The 14,583-nt window shown below is 60.9% G+C and carries 13 protein-coding genes; all 13 read left to right on the top strand.

All coding sequences use genetic code 11. The annotated features are described in order from the left end of the window. Window positions 1-167: 167 nt before the first annotated feature. Genes mraZ through BM036_RS13925 form a run of 13 tightly spaced genes read left to right on the top strand, consistent with a single transcriptional unit; the run spans window position 168 to window position 14,576 of the window. Window positions 168-620: a division/cell wall cluster transcriptional repressor MraZ gene (mraZ, locus tag BM036_RS13985; RefSeq protein WP_091853391.1), complete on the top strand. Its 453-nt coding sequence runs from the start codon at window positions 168-170 to the stop codon at window positions 618-620. After that, a complete protein-coding gene (gene rsmH / locus BM036_RS13980) occupies window positions 617-1,606 on the top strand; it encodes a 16S rRNA (cytosine(1402)-N(4))-methyltransferase RsmH (RefSeq protein ID WP_091853389.1) in 990 nt (329 codons plus the stop codon). Before mraZ ends, rsmH begins: the two co-directional genes overlap by 4 nt. Continuing rightward, window positions 1,603-2,019, top strand: a complete 417-nt coding sequence (gene ftsL, locus BM036_RS13975) for a cell division protein FtsL (protein ID WP_091853388.1) — start codon at window positions 1,603-1,605, stop codon at window positions 2,017-2,019. The genes rsmH and ftsL overlap by 4 nt, the downstream gene beginning before the upstream one ends. A 9-nt stretch (window positions 2,020-2,028) precedes the next feature. Continuing rightward, the gene (locus tag BM036_RS13970) at window positions 2,029-3,771 is read left to right on the top strand and encodes a peptidoglycan D,D-transpeptidase FtsI family protein (RefSeq protein ID WP_091853386.1); all 1,743 of its coding nucleotides are present in this window, start codon (window positions 2,029-2,031) and stop codon (window positions 3,769-3,771) included. Between the two features lie 4 nt (window positions 3,772-3,775). After that, complete coding sequence (locus BM036_RS13965) at window positions 3,776-5,260, top strand: UDP-N-acetylmuramoyl-L-alanyl-D-glutamate--2,6-diaminopimelate ligase (RefSeq protein WP_091853384.1); 1,485 nt, start codon at window positions 3,776-3,778, stop codon at window positions 5,258-5,260. Next, window positions 5,257-6,642: a UDP-N-acetylmuramoyl-tripeptide--D-alanyl-D-alanine ligase gene (locus tag BM036_RS13960; protein WP_091853383.1), complete on the top strand. Its 1,386-nt coding sequence runs from the start codon at window positions 5,257-5,259 to the stop codon at window positions 6,640-6,642. The genes BM036_RS13965 and BM036_RS13960 overlap by 4 nt, the downstream gene beginning before the upstream one ends. Beyond that, window positions 6,627-7,712 carry a phospho-N-acetylmuramoyl-pentapeptide-transferase gene (gene mraY / locus BM036_RS13955; RefSeq protein ID WP_091853381.1) on the top strand — a complete coding sequence of 362 codons (1,086 nt, stop codon included), beginning with the start codon at window positions 6,627-6,629 and terminating at the stop codon, window positions 7,710-7,712. Before BM036_RS13960 ends, mraY begins: the two co-directional genes overlap by 16 nt. 14 nt (window positions 7,713-7,726) lie before the next feature. Continuing rightward, window positions 7,727-9,067, top strand: coding sequence for a UDP-N-acetylmuramoyl-L-alanine--D-glutamate ligase (gene murD, locus BM036_RS13950; protein ID WP_091853379.1), 1,341 nt, complete (start codon window positions 7,727-7,729; stop codon window positions 9,065-9,067). Then, window positions 9,067-10,263, top strand: a complete 1,197-nt coding sequence (gene ftsW, locus BM036_RS13945) for a putative lipid II flippase FtsW (RefSeq protein ID WP_091853473.1) — start codon at window positions 9,067-9,069, stop codon at window positions 10,261-10,263. The genes murD and ftsW overlap by 1 nt, the downstream gene beginning before the upstream one ends. After that, window positions 10,260-11,339, top strand: a complete 1,080-nt coding sequence (gene murG, locus BM036_RS13940; RefSeq protein ID WP_091853377.1) for an undecaprenyldiphospho-muramoylpentapeptide beta-N-acetylglucosaminyltransferase — start codon at window positions 10,260-10,262, stop codon at window positions 11,337-11,339. The genes ftsW and murG overlap by 4 nt, the downstream gene beginning before the upstream one ends. Further along, window positions 11,332-12,777, top strand: coding sequence for a UDP-N-acetylmuramate--L-alanine ligase (murC, locus tag BM036_RS13935; protein WP_091853375.1), 1,446 nt, complete (start codon window positions 11,332-11,334; stop codon window positions 12,775-12,777). The genes murG and murC overlap by 8 nt, the downstream gene beginning before the upstream one ends. Then, entirely contained in the window at window positions 12,770-13,744 is a 975-nt protein-coding gene (locus BM036_RS13930; RefSeq protein ID WP_091853373.1) for a D-alanine--D-alanine ligase, read from the top strand. Before murC ends, BM036_RS13930 begins: the two co-directional genes overlap by 8 nt. Further along, window positions 13,737-14,576: a cell division protein FtsQ/DivIB gene (locus BM036_RS13925; RefSeq protein WP_091853371.1), complete on the top strand. Its 840-nt coding sequence runs from the start codon at window positions 13,737-13,739 to the stop codon at window positions 14,574-14,576. The genes BM036_RS13930 and BM036_RS13925 overlap by 8 nt, the downstream gene beginning before the upstream one ends. Window positions 14,577-14,583 lie beyond the last annotated feature (7 nt).

Raw genomic sequence — 14,583 nt, 5'->3', positions numbered from 1 at the left:
CTGTGCCGGCGCTTGCATTGTGTCTGGCGTGTTCCTATAGTGTGCATGAGTGGGAAAAAGTGGAATTTAGTGGTTTTTAGTGGTTTCAGTGTGGTGTTGGGTGGGGGTTGGTGACACGGCACCATGATCAGGAAGAAACACAACAAACAGGGTCTGCGCTTTCAGCGATGAGCAACTTTCTCGGCAGTCACGCAATCAACATGGATGCAAAGGGTCGCCTGGCGATCCCTGCCCGTGTGCGTGAGGAGCTGCAGGAAGAATGCGGTGGCCGAATTGTTCTTACCGCAAACGCCGATGAAGAGCGCTGCCTGCTCCTTTATCCGGAGCCTGTGTTCGAAAACGTCCGTACGCAGGTGCTGGCACTTCCCAATATGAACAAGAAGGCTCGGCGGCTGCAGCGCCTGATTCTTGGGCATGCCACGCAGCTGGAGCTGGATTCTGCCGGTCGTGTGCTGGTACCGCCAACCCTGCGAAGCTACGCCCGGCTGGAAAAGAAACTGATGCTGATCGGTCAGGGCAAGAAACTGGAGTTGTGGAGTGAAGAGCGCTGGTTCGCCTGGCTGGACGAATCCGATGACGATGATGAAATGCCACCGCAAATGGAGGCGCTGTCGCTATGACGCCGGGTGACTCTTCAAGCGTAACTGCCGGCCAGGCCCTGCATCGCTCTGTGTTGCTGGATCAGGCGGTGGCGTTGTTGATGGTCAGGTCAGATGGGCGCTATGTGGATGGCACCTTCGGACGGGGCGGGCACAGCCGCCTCATCCTGCGGCACCTCGAGGGAGAGGGCAGGTTGCTCGGGATCGACAAGGACCCGGAAGCGGTCCGGTTCGGAGAAACTCTGGCGGCCGAGGACGGCCGCTTCGTCGTTTATCACGGGTCTTTTGCTGATATGGCGGACGCAACGGCTGCCCAGGGGTGGGATGCAGGGTCGGTGTCCGGGGTGTTGCTGGATCTGGGCGTTTCTTCCCCGCAGCTGGACGACCCGGAGCGTGGTTTCAGCTTCATGAGCAACGGCCCTTTGGACATGAGAATGGATCCCACCCGTGGCCTGAGTGCGGCCCAGTGGCTGAACACTGCCCGTGAGCAGGAGATTGCTGACGTTATCTGGCGTTATGGCGAGGAGCGCTTCTCCCGTCGTATCGCCCGTTCCGTGGTAAGGCAGCGGGACGAGGAACCACTGGTAACCACCCGGCAATTCGCGGAACTGGTCCGCCAGGCGGTGCCGAAGAAAGAAAAACACAAACACCCGGCGACACGGACTTTCCAGGCTGTACGCATCTTTATCAACAGGGAGCTGGACGACCTGGAAGCCGGTCTCGCTCAGGCTGTGGATTTGCTGGAACCGGGTGGGCGCCTGGTCGTCATCAGTTTTCATTCCCTGGAGGACCGGATCGTCAAGCGCTTCATGAGGGATCTGTCCCGGGGGCCGCAGTTGCCCCGTGGTTTACCGGTTACCGCCCGGGAAGTGGCACCACCGTTTCGGCTGGTGGGCAAGGCACTTAAGGCCAGTGAGCCCGAAATTGAAGAGAACGTCAGGGCCCGCAGTGCTGTTATGCGGGTTCTGGAGCGCCGCGCTGACACAGAGGGAGAGTCAATATCATGAGCGCTGTCACATTGGAAAAGCCGGCAAAAGCGCCGGTTCTGACCCGGGAAGCTGTTCGCGGGAGGGTATCTGATGCCCTCAAGCTGTCTGCCCGCATCTTTCGCACGCTTGCCGAGCCAAAGGTTGTGGTAACGCTGGGCCTGGCCGTTTTCCTGATTGGCTCGGCCATCGGGGTGGCTGTCAGTGCCCACCAGAATCGGGAGCTGTACAACGCCTTGTCGGAGCTTCAGGTGGAGCGGGATGCCTACCAGCGACAGTGGAGCCAACTGTTGCTCGAGCAGAGTGCCCTTAGTGCACACGGTCGTATTGAGCGAAAGGCTGTCGATGAGTTCGATATGGTGGTTCCGGGACGTGAGCACATCGTCCTTGTGCCTTCTGCAACCACGGACCGAATTGCCTCGGTCGCAAAATAAGAGTCAGCCATGTCCGCCAGGCCAGACAAGCCCACATTCATGCAGAAGATCGCCGCCAGCTTGAAGGCCTGGCGGTACGGGTCTGTCGTGGCTGTGTTCCTGCTGGTGGTGGCGACGCTGGGTTGGCGCCTGGTGGACCTGCATGTGATTGACCAGGAATTCCTGCGTAAGCAGGGTGATGTTCGTACCATCCGGGTGGATTCAATCGATGCCCACCGGGGGATGATTACCGACCGTTATGGTGAGCCCCTGGCTGTGAGTACCCCGGTGGAGACGCTCTGGGCCAATCCTGGTGAGGTGGACCCGGAAGACCCTCGCCTGTCCATGGCTGCCAGTTTGCTTGAGATATCCGAAGCGCGGCTGCGGCAGCGGTTGCGGGACTATGCCAGTAGGGAATTTATCTATGTAAGCCGAAAGATTCAGCCGTCGCTGGCGAGGGAAGTGCTGTCGCTGGGAATCCCGGGTCTGTACAGCAGGCTGGAATACAAGCGTTATTACCCTGCTGGCGAGGTGGCGGCCCATCTTGTCGGATTTACCAATATCGATGAGCAGGGCCAGGAAGGTATCGAATTGTCCTATAACGAGTGGCTCAGCGGGCTGCCGGGGCGTAAGCGGGTACTGAGGGATAACCGTGGTCGCCTGATTCGTGACCTGTCGCTGATCCGGGATGCCCGCCCGGGCAAGGACCTGACCCTGAGCCTGGACCTGCGACTGCAATACCTCGCCTATCGGGAACTGAAAGCCGTGGTCCAGGCCCACAAGGCTCGCGGTGGAACCCTGGTAATGCTGGATGTGTCCACCGGTGAGGTGCTGGCGATGGTGAACCAGCAGTCCTTCAACCCCAATGACCGGACGTCCCTGAGCCCGGGCAGGCTCCGCAACAAGGCCCTGACCGACCTGTTTGAACCGGGGTCGACCATGAAGCCCCTGGCGGTGGCAGCGGCCCTGGAAACCGGCAAGTACCAACCCGATACCCTGATCGACACTTCCCCCGGTTACCGGCGTTTTGGCCGTTTCACCATCCGTGATCATCGTAATTACGGCGAACTGCCAATAACGGAGATCATCTCCCGGTCCAGTAACGTCGGCGTCAGCCTGATAGCCAATGACATCGGCGGCGATGTGATTCGAGATTTCTATTTTCGCCTGGGGCTTGGCCAGCCGACCGGGATCGGCTTCCCGGGTGAGGCAGTAGGTGTACTGCCGATGACAGACAAGTGGCGTCCGGTAGAGGAGGCCACGCTTTCCTATGGGTACGGTATGAGTGTCAACGCACTGCAACTGGCCCAGGCCTATATGGCGGTTGCCAATGGAGGCATTCGTTATCCGGTGACGGTGATGCGACGGGATAGCATCCCTGCCGGTGAGCGCGTGATGTCGGAAAGGGTTGCCGCACAGGTGCGAGACATGTTGCAGGCAACGGTCGAGGTGGGCACCGGCAAACGTGCCAATCCGGCGCTTTATACCGCTGGAGGCAAAACCGGCACAGTGCACCTGGTGGGCGCGCGGGGATATGAGGACAGCCAGTACAAGGCCATTTTTGCCGGAATGGCGCCGATGGATAATCCCCGTATCGCTACGGTTGTAGCCGTGGACGCGCCCCAGGGGGGGGATTATTACGGTGGTGAAGTGGCCGCACCCGTGTTCGCAAGGGTAATGAGTGACGCCTTGCGGCTGTTGAATGTAAGGCCAGAACTGACCGCTGCCGAAGCAGAGGTCCGGACACCCGGCCCGACCGGGGAGCAGGGGTAATTCCATGTGCATGACCTCATTAAGTACCCTGCTGCAAGGTATCGTGGAGGTGCCATCGGTATTTGACGTCACCATCCATGGCTTGCGAACAGACAGTCGCCGGGTCCTCAGGGGCGATGCGTTCGTGGCATTGCCCGGCAGTCAGACGGCAGCAGACCACTATGTCGATGCGGCGATCGATGCCGGTGCCACCGTTATCATGCTCGACGTTGAAGCATTGATTCCCTGCTATGAGTACCGGGGTGCGCTTATCGTGCCTGTGCCAGCCCTGCGTGCGCACCTGGGGCAGATTGCTGACCGCTTCTTTGAACACCCGTCCCGCCGCGTCCGTGTTGTGGGGGTGACAGGGACCAACGGCAAGACCTCCGTAACCAGTTTTATATCCCAGCTTCTCGATGCGGCAGGGCTGCCTTGTGGCGTGTTGGGCACCCTGGGTTATGGCATGCCGGGTGAACTGAGGGAGGCCACCCACACAACGCCAGATGTGGTGGAGGTGAACCGAGCACTGTTCGAGTTGGCCCGCAAGGGCGCCCGGGCCGTCGCTATGGAAGTGTCCTCCCACGCCCTTGATCAGGGCAGGGTCCAGGGTGTGGCAATGATCGGCGCCGTATTCACCAACCTCACCCGGGACCACCTGGATTACCACGGCACGATGGAGGCCTATGGCCAGGCCAAGGCTTCCCTGTTTACCCGGGAGGGGCTGCATTTCTCGGTGATCAATTTTGATGATCCGTTTGGGCGCCAGCTTTTCGAACAGACCGAAGGCATGTGTGACCGGGTACGTTACAGTCTTCACGAATCCCAGACTGAACTCTGGTTGACCCGGTTTGCCCCGACACCGGATGGCTTTGAAGCTGACGTGGACGGGCAGTGGGGCCTCTTTAACTTGTCGGCTCCCCTGTTGGGCACCTTCAATGCCAGCAATTTGCTGGCGGCGGTGGCCGCCGTATTGAATCTTGGTGTGTCGGTGGAGCAGGTACAGAAGGCCGTGCCATCGCTGACGCCGCCACCGGGACGGCTGGAGAGCTTCAGTGGCCCGTCAGGCGTCCGGGTGATCGTGGACTATGCCCACACGGCCGATGCCCTGGCCAATGCCCTGACAGCCTTGCGACCCCATACCCGCGGCCAGCTAATCTGCGTATTCGGCTGCGGGGGTGACAGGGACAAGGGCAAGCGGCCCGACATGGCCCGGGAAGCCGAGAAAGGTGCGGACTGCATTATCCTTACGGATGACAATCCCCGTACCGAGTCCCCCGAAAGCATCATCAAGGATATGTTGGCAGGGCTTGAAAACAAGGAGGCGGTCAGAGTAATCCACGACCGCGGCGATGCCATTCGCTCGGCGGTGGATATGGCTCGCCCCGGCGATGTGGTCCTGGTTGCAGGCAAGGGGCACGAGACCTGGCAGGAGCGTAATGGCAAGCGCGCGCCGTTCAGTGATGTGGCACACGTTCAGGAGGCGCTGGGCCTTAACGGAGGTGCTGCATGATGCGCGCGTTTGGGCTGCAGGAGCTCGCCCGTGTTGTCGGTGCGGAAGCCCCGACATCAGACGTTATGGTCCAAAGGATCGTAACGGATACCCGTAACCTGCAGCAGGGTGACCTGTTTGTGGCATTACGGGGCGACCGGTTTGATGGTCACGGATTCCTGGGTGCGGCCAGCAAAGCAGGCGCAGTGGCCGCGATAGTGGACAAGGCAGATCCCGGTGTTGCACTGCCCCAACTGGTGGTCGATGACACGGTCCAGGCCCTGGCCGACCTCGCTCGCTTCAATCGCGAGCAGAGTGCAGCGGCCGTCGTGGCCATCACAGGCAGTAGCGGAAAGACCACCCTCAAGGAAATGCTTTCCGCGATTCTGGCCAATGAGGGCGAGACCCTCGCAACATCCGGTAACCTCAATAACCACATTGGTGCACCCCTGACCCTTTTCCGGCTGGCGCCGGAGCACCGCTTTGCCGTTATCGAACTGGGTGCCAGCGGGCTGGGCGAAATTGCGCACACGGTTGCCGCGGCCCGGCCGGACGTGGCGGTCATTACCAATGCTGGCGAAGCCCACCTGGAAGGGTTTGGCAGTTACCAGAATATCGTGCAGGCCAAGGGTGAGATCATCGACGGGGTGCCGGAAGCGGGCTCGGTTGTTCTCAACTTTGACGATCCAGCCTTTACCGTTTGGAAGCAGCGGGCGACAAACCGGAAGGTAATTTCGGTCAGTGCGAAGGGTGGCCAGGCTGATTATCGCTGTGCAGGTTTCGAGGCCTTTGATGGTGGCTACAGGGTAAAGGTGGCGATAAGTGACGGCCGGGAGTGCGAGCTTATGGTCAACCTGCCCGGTGAGCACAATATCGCCAATGCCTTGCTGGCCATGGCCGCTGCCGAAGCACTGGGCGCCAGGGAAGCCGCCGTTCGTAACGGACTGGCGTCGGTCAAACCCGCGGCTGGACGGCTTGAGCGAAAGGTGCTCAGTAACCAGGTGACGGTGATCGACGACAGTTATAACGCCAATCCCAGCTCCATGAAGGCTGCCCTGGACGTGCTGGCCAGTGCCTCCGGTACCCGTGCGGGATTGCTGGGTGCCATGGCCGAGCTGGGTGCTGATTCCGCGAAGCTGCATCAGGAAGTCGGCGCCCACGCCCAGGCCCTCGGAATTGAGAAGTTACTGGTGGTGGGAAACGGGGAGGGCTGCGAGGCCCTTGTTTCTGGCTACGGCAACATGGCTCGACGTTTTGATACCCACGAGCAGGCTGTGGATTGGCTGCTGAAAGACATCACTGGCCCAGTGACCATTCTGGTCAAGGGGTCCCGTAGTTCTGCCATGGACCAGGCAGTCAGGTTGTTACAAGAAAAGGTAGGTAATTCATGCTGCTCTGGCTGACAGAACTACTGGCGCCATATATCACTGAACTGACGGTGTTTCAGTACCTGACCCTGCGGGCAATTCTCGGCATCCTGACTGCGTTGCTGATATCGCTGCTGATCGGTCCCATGATGATCCGCAAGCTGGGCCAGTATCAGATTGGCCAGGCGGTACGGGATGACGGCCCGCAGACCCACCTGAGCAAGGCGGGCACTCCCACGATGGGCGGTGCCCTGATCCTTGTTGCCGTCGCGGTCAGCACGCTCTTGTGGGCAGACCTGGCTAACCGCTATGTGTGGATCACCTTGCTGGTTACCCTTGGCTTCGGTGCCATTGGCTGGGTGGATGACTACCGCAAGGTCGTCGAGCGTAACCCACGGGGCCTGCCGGCACGCTGGAAATATTTCTGGCAATCTGTGATCGGTGCAGTTGCGGCGGTGGGTCTGTTCTACAGCTCTACGCTGCCCCAGGAAACATCGCTTTATCTGCCTTTCTTCAAGAACGTCTCGCTAACCCTGGGGCCGGTTCTGTTTATCCTGCTGACCTATTTCGTCATCGTCGGCAGCAGTAATGCGGTCAACCTTACGGACGGCCTCGATGGCCTGGCCATCATGCCAACGGTCATGGTGGCGGGGGCGCTGGCGGTGTTTGCCTATCTGTCCGGCCACTTCCAGTTTGCCGACTATCTGCTGATTCCTCACCTGCCGGGTAGTGGTGAGCTGATTGTCTTCTGTGGCGCCCTGGTGGGGGCCGGTCTTGGCTTTCTCTGGTTCAACACCTACCCGGCGCAGGTGTTCATGGGCGATGTGGGCGCGCTCGCACTGGGCGCAGCGCTCGGCGTCGTAGCGGTTATTGTCCGTCAGGAAATCGTGCTGTTCATCATGGGTGGGGTGTTCGTGATGGAGACCATCTCGGTCATTCTCCAGGTGGGGTCTTTCCGCCTTACCGGACGCCGGATTTTCAGGATGGCGCCACTGCACCATCACTTTGAACTCAAGGGCTGGCCGGAGCCCCGGGTGATTGTCCGATTCTGGGTGATTACCGTCATTCTGGTATTGATCGGGCTGTCCAGCCTGAAACTGCGTTAGGGAACGAATAAAGCATGGCTGTTATTGCATCGGATCGTCGCACACTTGTGGTGGGCCTGGGTAAGACCGGGCTCTCCTGCGTGCGCTATCTGACCGGCCTCGGGCGTGAGGTGGCGGTAGCCGACAGTCGTGCCCGGCCACCTGGCCTTGAGCAATTACAGCAGCAATGGCCGGAAGTGGAAGTCCGGCTAGGTGACTTCGAGCGGGAGTGGTTTTGCGGCTTTAACGAGCTGGTCGTCAGCCCGGGCATCGCCATCAGTGAGCCTGCGATCGCCGCAGCTGCGGATCGGGGCGCGGTCATTCGCGGAGATGTTGACCTGTTCGCCGAAGCGGCACAGGCGCCGATCATTGCAATTACCGGCTCCAACGGTAAAACCACGGTTACGACCCTGGTGGGTGAGCTTGCCCGGGCATGTGGTGTCAAAGCGGCAGTCGGCGGCAACATCGGGACGCCAGCCCTGGACCTGTTAACTGACAAGCCGGATGTCTACATCCTGGAACTGTCGAGCTTCCAGTTGGAAACGACCCACGAACTGAACGCCGAAGTCGCTACGGTGCTCAACGTCACCGATGACCACATGGACCGATACCCTTCTAAAATGACCTATTACCAGGCCAAGCAACGAATCTTCCGGGGCGCACGCAATGCCGTGGTGAACCTGGATGATGCCCTGAGCACGCCCATGGCTCGGGACACGCTGAACTTCACCTGTTATGGCTTCCATCGAGTGAATCCGGAAACCTTCAGCACCCGGGATGATGACCAGGGCGTGTGGATCACCTGGGGGCTCGATAACCTCCTGAACACCAGGGACCTGAAGCTGGCGGGCCTGCACAATATCAGCAATGTGATGGCCGCCCTGGCTCTGGGCCATGCTGCAGGCTGGCCACTGGACACCATGGTCCGGGCTGTGTGCGAATTTCGCGGCCTGCCACACCGGTGTGAGCCGGTGCGTGCCCTGAATGGTGTCGAGTTCATTAATGATTCCAAGGGGACCAATGTGGGCGCCACCGTGGCGGCCCTGGACAGCCTGGCCCCTGGTTGTGAACGCATCGTGCTGATTGCCGGAGGTGACGGCAAGGGTGCAGACTTCAGCCCGCTGGCAAGGCCGGTTGCTGAGCATTGCCGGGCCGCAGTTCTGCTGGGGCGGGATGCGGATCGACTTGCGCAGGCCCTGGCTGGCGATGTGCAGATCGAGAAGGCTGATTCTATGGAACAGGCGGTGGCGTTGGCCGCAAGGATCGCCAGGGGTGGAGACCGGGTGCTTCTGTCCCCCGCCTGCGCCAGTTTCGATATGTTCTCCGGCTATGAAGACCGGGGTGACCGGTTCCGGCAGGCAGTGGGGGGCTTATGATGAATTTGTCCGGCGCTGTTCAGTCACACCTGCACCGGGGGCCCCTGTCCCAGCCGTTGCCCTGGCTGGTTGTCAGTGCTGCTGCCTTGTTGATGATTGGCGTCGTGATGATCGCTTCAGCATCCATGGATACCGCAGCAGCCAACCTGGGTAACAGTTATTACTACGCGCTTCGGCAGCTTATCTTCGCCGGACTCGGTTGTGCGCTGGCACTGACGGCCGCCAATGTGCCGGTTTCCTGGTGGTATCGCAGTGGCTGGCTGTTGCTGGCTATTGGCATGGCATCGCTCATGCTGGTGCTGACGCCCATGGGCAAGACCGTCAATGGCTCCACCCGCTGGATACCGCTGGGACTGTTCAACGTGCAGGTATCGGAAGTGGCCAAGTTGTGCCTGATTGCCTACCTTGCCGGCTATGTGGTGCGGCGCCGGGACGAACTGGTGAACACCTGGTGGGGCTTTATCAAGCCGGTCCTGGTACTGGGCGTTGCATCGGCACTGCTGGTGACCCAGCCGGATTTCGGGGCCACCGTTGTGCTTATGACGGCTGCCCTGGGGATGATCTTCCTCAGTGGTGTTCGGCTTACCCGCTTCATGCCACTGATTGCTGTGTGCGTGGTTCTCGGGGCTGTGCTGATTATTACCCAGCCTTACCGGCTCAAGCGCGTGGTGAGCTACCTGGATCCCTGGCAGGATCAATACAACACGGGCTATCAACTTACCCAGTCATTGATTGCCTTTGGGCGAGGTGAGTGGGCCGGTGTTGGCCTGGGGAACTCCATCCAGAAGCTGTTCTATCTACCGGAAGCCCATACGGACTTCATTTTTGCCATTACCGCCGAGGAGTTCGGCCTGCTTGGGTCGATGATCATCCTTGCGCTGTTCACTGTCCTGGTGCTGTCAGGCTTCGTCATTGCCCGCAACGCGGAACGTCAGGGAATGGGCTTTGCGGCCTGCTTTGCCTACGGTCTGACCCTCCTGCTCGGTCTGCAGGCGATGATAAACATGGCTGTGAACACCGGGCTGTTACCAACCAAGGGCCTGACACTGCCGTTGATGAGCTATGGCGGCTCCAGTCTTCTGGTGGTGTGTGTCAGCATCGGGATTCTGGTCCGGATCGAAATGGAGCGGCAGCAGCAACTGGCTGCCGACAACCCGGATCAGGTCGCCCCCAGCCAGGCAAGGGGGGCATCATGATGAAACGGTTTATGGTCATGGCCGGGGGGACCGGCGGGCATGTCTTTCCGGCGCTGGCTACCGCCCGCAAGCTCCAGGAAAAGGGGCACGAAGTGTACTGGCTGGGATCTGCCGGTGGCATGGAGGAACGGTTGATTGGCGATACCGATATTCCCCTGTCTACGGTCAGCGTTTCCGGCCTCCGTGGCAAGGGCCGCCTGGCCCTGTTGCTGGCGCCGTTCCGCCTGGTGCGGGCGCTTTGGCAGGCGTTGCGGGTGGTTAACCGTGTCAAGCCAGACTGCGTCATTGGAATGGGTGGCTTTGTAACCGGTCCGGGTGGCATGGCTGCCTGGCTGACACGTCGACCATTGCTGGTCCATGAGCAGAACGCCATCGCGGGCATGACCAACCGTATCCTGGCCCGGTTTGCCGAGACCGTTATGGAGGCCTTCCCGGGCAGCTTCGGGCCCGGGGTCATTACCCGTTGCACAGGTAATCCCGTGCGTGCGGATGTCGCCGCCTTGCCGGCGCCGGAACAGCGGATGGCGGACCGCGGCAGTCCCCGGCGCCTGTTGGTGCTCGGTGGCAGCCTGGGCGCCACCGCCATCAACGAGAAAGTGCCGGCTGCGGTGGCCCAGTTGCCGGATGAGTTGCGGCCCGAGATTCGCCATCAGTGTGGCGAGCGAAACCATGAGTCGGCAATGCAGGCCTACGAAACAGCGGGGGTGACTGCCTCCGTTGAGCCATTCATCAAGGACATGGCCGAGGCCTATGGCTGGGCGGACCTGGTGATCTGCAGGGCGGGGGCGCTGACGATTTCCGAGCTTTGCGCCGCCGGTGTCGGTGCGTTGCTGGTGCCGTTCCCCCACGCGGTAGATGACCATCAGACCCGGAACGCGGATTACATGGTCCGGGCCGGTGCGGCGCTGTTGATGCCGCAACACAAACTGACTGAAACCCTGCTGGCGGATACCCTGGCGGACCTGCTGGCGAACCCGCAGCGTCTGGTTGACATGGCGGGTGCAGCCCGTACGCTGGCGCGCCCCGATGCAACGGAGAGAGTCGTGAATTACTGTCTGGAGGCTGCCCATGTCTGAACTGACCAATCCGCCACTGGTATACCAGGTGCCCGAGATGCGCCGTATCCGCCACATTCACTTTGTGGGTATCGGGGGTGCCGGGATGTGCGGCATTGCCGAAGTCCTCAAGAACCAGGGATACCAGGTGTCAGGGTCCGACCTGAAAGAGAGCCCCGTGACTGACCGCCTCAAGGGACTGGGCGTGACTATTCATATTGGTCATCGGGAGAGTAACAGCGACGCGGCCGATGTGGTGGTGGTCTCCTCCGCTGTCAACCCGGATAACCCCGAGGTCGCCTCGGCCCGGGCCAGGCGTGTGCCGATTGTGCCCAGGGCAGAGATGCTGGCGGAGATCATGCGTTACCGCCACGGAATAGCCGTTGCCGGCACCCACGGCAAAACCACTACCACCAGCCTGATTGCATCGATACTTGGTGAGGCCGGGCTCGATCCAACCTTTGTCATTGGTGGCAAGCTCAATAGTGCCGGTACCAACGCCCAGCTTGGTGGTTCCCGGTACCTGGTAGCGGAGGCCGATGAAAGTGATGCTTCCTTCCTTCATCTGACACCGGTCATTTCAGTGGTCACCAATATCGAAGCAGACCACATGGACACCTACGGCGGTGACGTGGCCCAGTTGAAGAAAACCTTTGTGGAATTCCTTCACAACCTGCCTTTCTACGGTGTGGCGGTTATGTGTCTGGACGACCCCTATGTCACGGAAATCCTGCCGCGTATTTCACGGGCGATTATCACCTACGGAATCGAGCGGAAAGATGCCGATTACCGGGCCGAAGATATCCAGTCCGACGGTCTGCGCACCCGATTCACGGTCAAGCGGCCCGGTGGCCGTAGTGACCTCCCGGTAGAACTGCGGATGCCCGGGCGTCACAACGTACTGAACGCCTTGGCCGCTATTGCAGTCGCGACCGACGAGGGTGTCGAGGATGCCGCTATTTGCCGGGGGCTGGCCGGATTTGCCGGCGTCGGCCGCCGCTTCCAGGTCTATGGCGACTATCCCGTTGGCGAGGGTTACGTGACCCTGGTGGACGATTATGGCCACCACCCCACCGAGGTGGAGGCTGTGATACGTGCCGCAAGGGATGCCTGGCCAGGGCGCCGGCTGGTGATGCTCTACCAGCCCCATCGTTACTCCCGTACCCGCGATCTATACGAGGATTTTGTACGGGTATTGTCCGAGGTCGACACGCTCCTGCTGATGGACGTATACCCGGCCGGAGAGGCACCAGTGCCGGGGGCAGACGGTCGTGCACTGTGCCGCAGTATTCGGCAGCGCGGCCAGGTTGATCCGGTGTTCGTGGAGGACGCCGACACCCTCGAGGCCCTGCTGGCCAACATTCTGCAGGAGGGGGACCTCCTGATGACCCAGGGCGCCGGTGATATCGGCGGTCTGGCAGCGAAACTTGCAGCAAACGGAGTAATTGGACGTGGCTGAGGCCAGAAACCGGACATATCAGGTAGACCCGCAAACCCGGGAGGCGCTGGGCCGCGTGGCTGTGTTTATGGGAGGCGATTCCGCGGAGCGTGAAGTTTCCCTCAAAAGTGGCCAGGCGGTGACCCGCGCCCTCCAGGAAGCCGGCGTGGATGCCTTTGCCCGCGACGTCTCGGGCTGCCTGCTGGACACCGTAAAGACCCCGGATTACGACAGGGTTTTCATTGCCCTTCACGGCCGTGGGGGTGAGGACGGCACACTCCAGGCAATCCTTTCCCAGGCTGGCATTCCCTATACCGGTAGTGAAATGCTGGCGTCGGCGCTGGCCATGGACAAGTTGCGCACCAAATTCGTGTTTGCTGGCTGCGGCCTGCCAACACCGGCATTCAGGGCAATGAATCGCGAAGACGAGGCAGGGGCCATCGTTGCTGACCTCAGGTTTCCGCTCAGCGTTAAGCCCTCCCGCGAAGGTTCAAGCATCGGTGTTCGCAAGGTGCATACCCGGGATGAACTGATCGCCGCCTACCGCGACGCGGCGAGCCATGATCCCCTGGTGCTCGTCGAAGAATGGATTGAGGGGCCTGAATACACGGTGAGCATCCTGCAGGACAAGGCGCTGCCGGTGATCGGCCTGAGTACGGACCACGATTTCTATGACTATGACGCCAAGTACCTGGCGGACGATACCCGCTACCAGGTGCCCTGTGGCCTTGACGAATGGCAGGAGGCGCTGATCCAGAACCTGGCGGTGGAAGCCTTTCGGGTCATTGGCGGCCGTACCTGGGGGCGGGTGGACATCATGGAAGACCGGGAAGGTCGTTTTTGGTTGCTTGAGGTCAACACCGTACCCGGCATGACCGACCACAGCCTGGTACCCATGGCTGCCCAGGCCGCCGGCATCGGAATGTCAGAGCTGGTGGTGAGAATCCTGCAGGACACGCTACCAGCCGGGGAGGGCGCCGATGTTTGAGCAGATGCTGCTAAGAGGCCGGTTTGTGCCGTCCGAGCCGCCACGGCGGCGCGGGGCGACCTCGTCCGAGCCTGAGCAGAATCTGCTGGACGTGCTTGCACAGGTCCTGGGCAGCGTGCCATGGGGAAAGTTGGGGATCGGTGCTGTGATCCTTTTCGCCGCAGCGTTGTTGCCCTGGGGCGCCAGTCAGTTACTGGGGGCAATGGATCGTCAGTTCATGCATGTGGAAGTACAGGGTGCGCTCAAGGGAGAGAGCCGCAACTCGCTGGAGCGTCATGCAGCCCGCTGGCTGGGTGAAAGCTTCTTTACCACTGACCTGGCTGATATCAAGCGTTCTGTGGAACAGCGCCCCTGGGTGGAAAGTGCGGCGGTCAGGCGGGCCTGGCCGGACGGCCTGGTGGTTGAAGTGCGTGAACACAAGCCGCTGGCCTACTGGAATGATACCCAGTTGATCAGCCGCACTGGTGAAGTGTTCTCACCGCCTAACCGGGAGGTGGCGGGGCAACTGCCGAGGTTGAGAGGGCCGGAAGGCCGGGCCCGGGAGGTCATCGATATGGGCCGCCATATGGCGAACACCCTGGACGTCCACGGAATCGGCTTTGCGGGTATCACCCTTGAAGAACGTGGTGCCTGGACGTTGACCCTGGCTAACGGTATCGAGGTGGCGCTGGGGCGGGACCAGGTTGAACAACGGTTCGAGCGCTTTCTCACGGTCTACGGCGAGCAGCTGGCGACCCGCGCGGACCAGGTGGAAAGGATTGATGCCCGCTATACCAACGGCGTGGCGGTGCGGTGGAAGCCCCTGGCCGGGGCCTCCGACAACAATTCATAGAATGGCT

The organism is Marinobacter segnicrescens (assembly GCF_900111555.1).
Lineage (GTDB): Bacteria > Pseudomonadota > Gammaproteobacteria > Pseudomonadales > Oleiphilaceae > Marinobacter > Marinobacter segnicrescens.
Note: the sequence above shows the minus strand (reverse complement) of the source record. Positions and strands in the feature narration are given on the sequence as shown.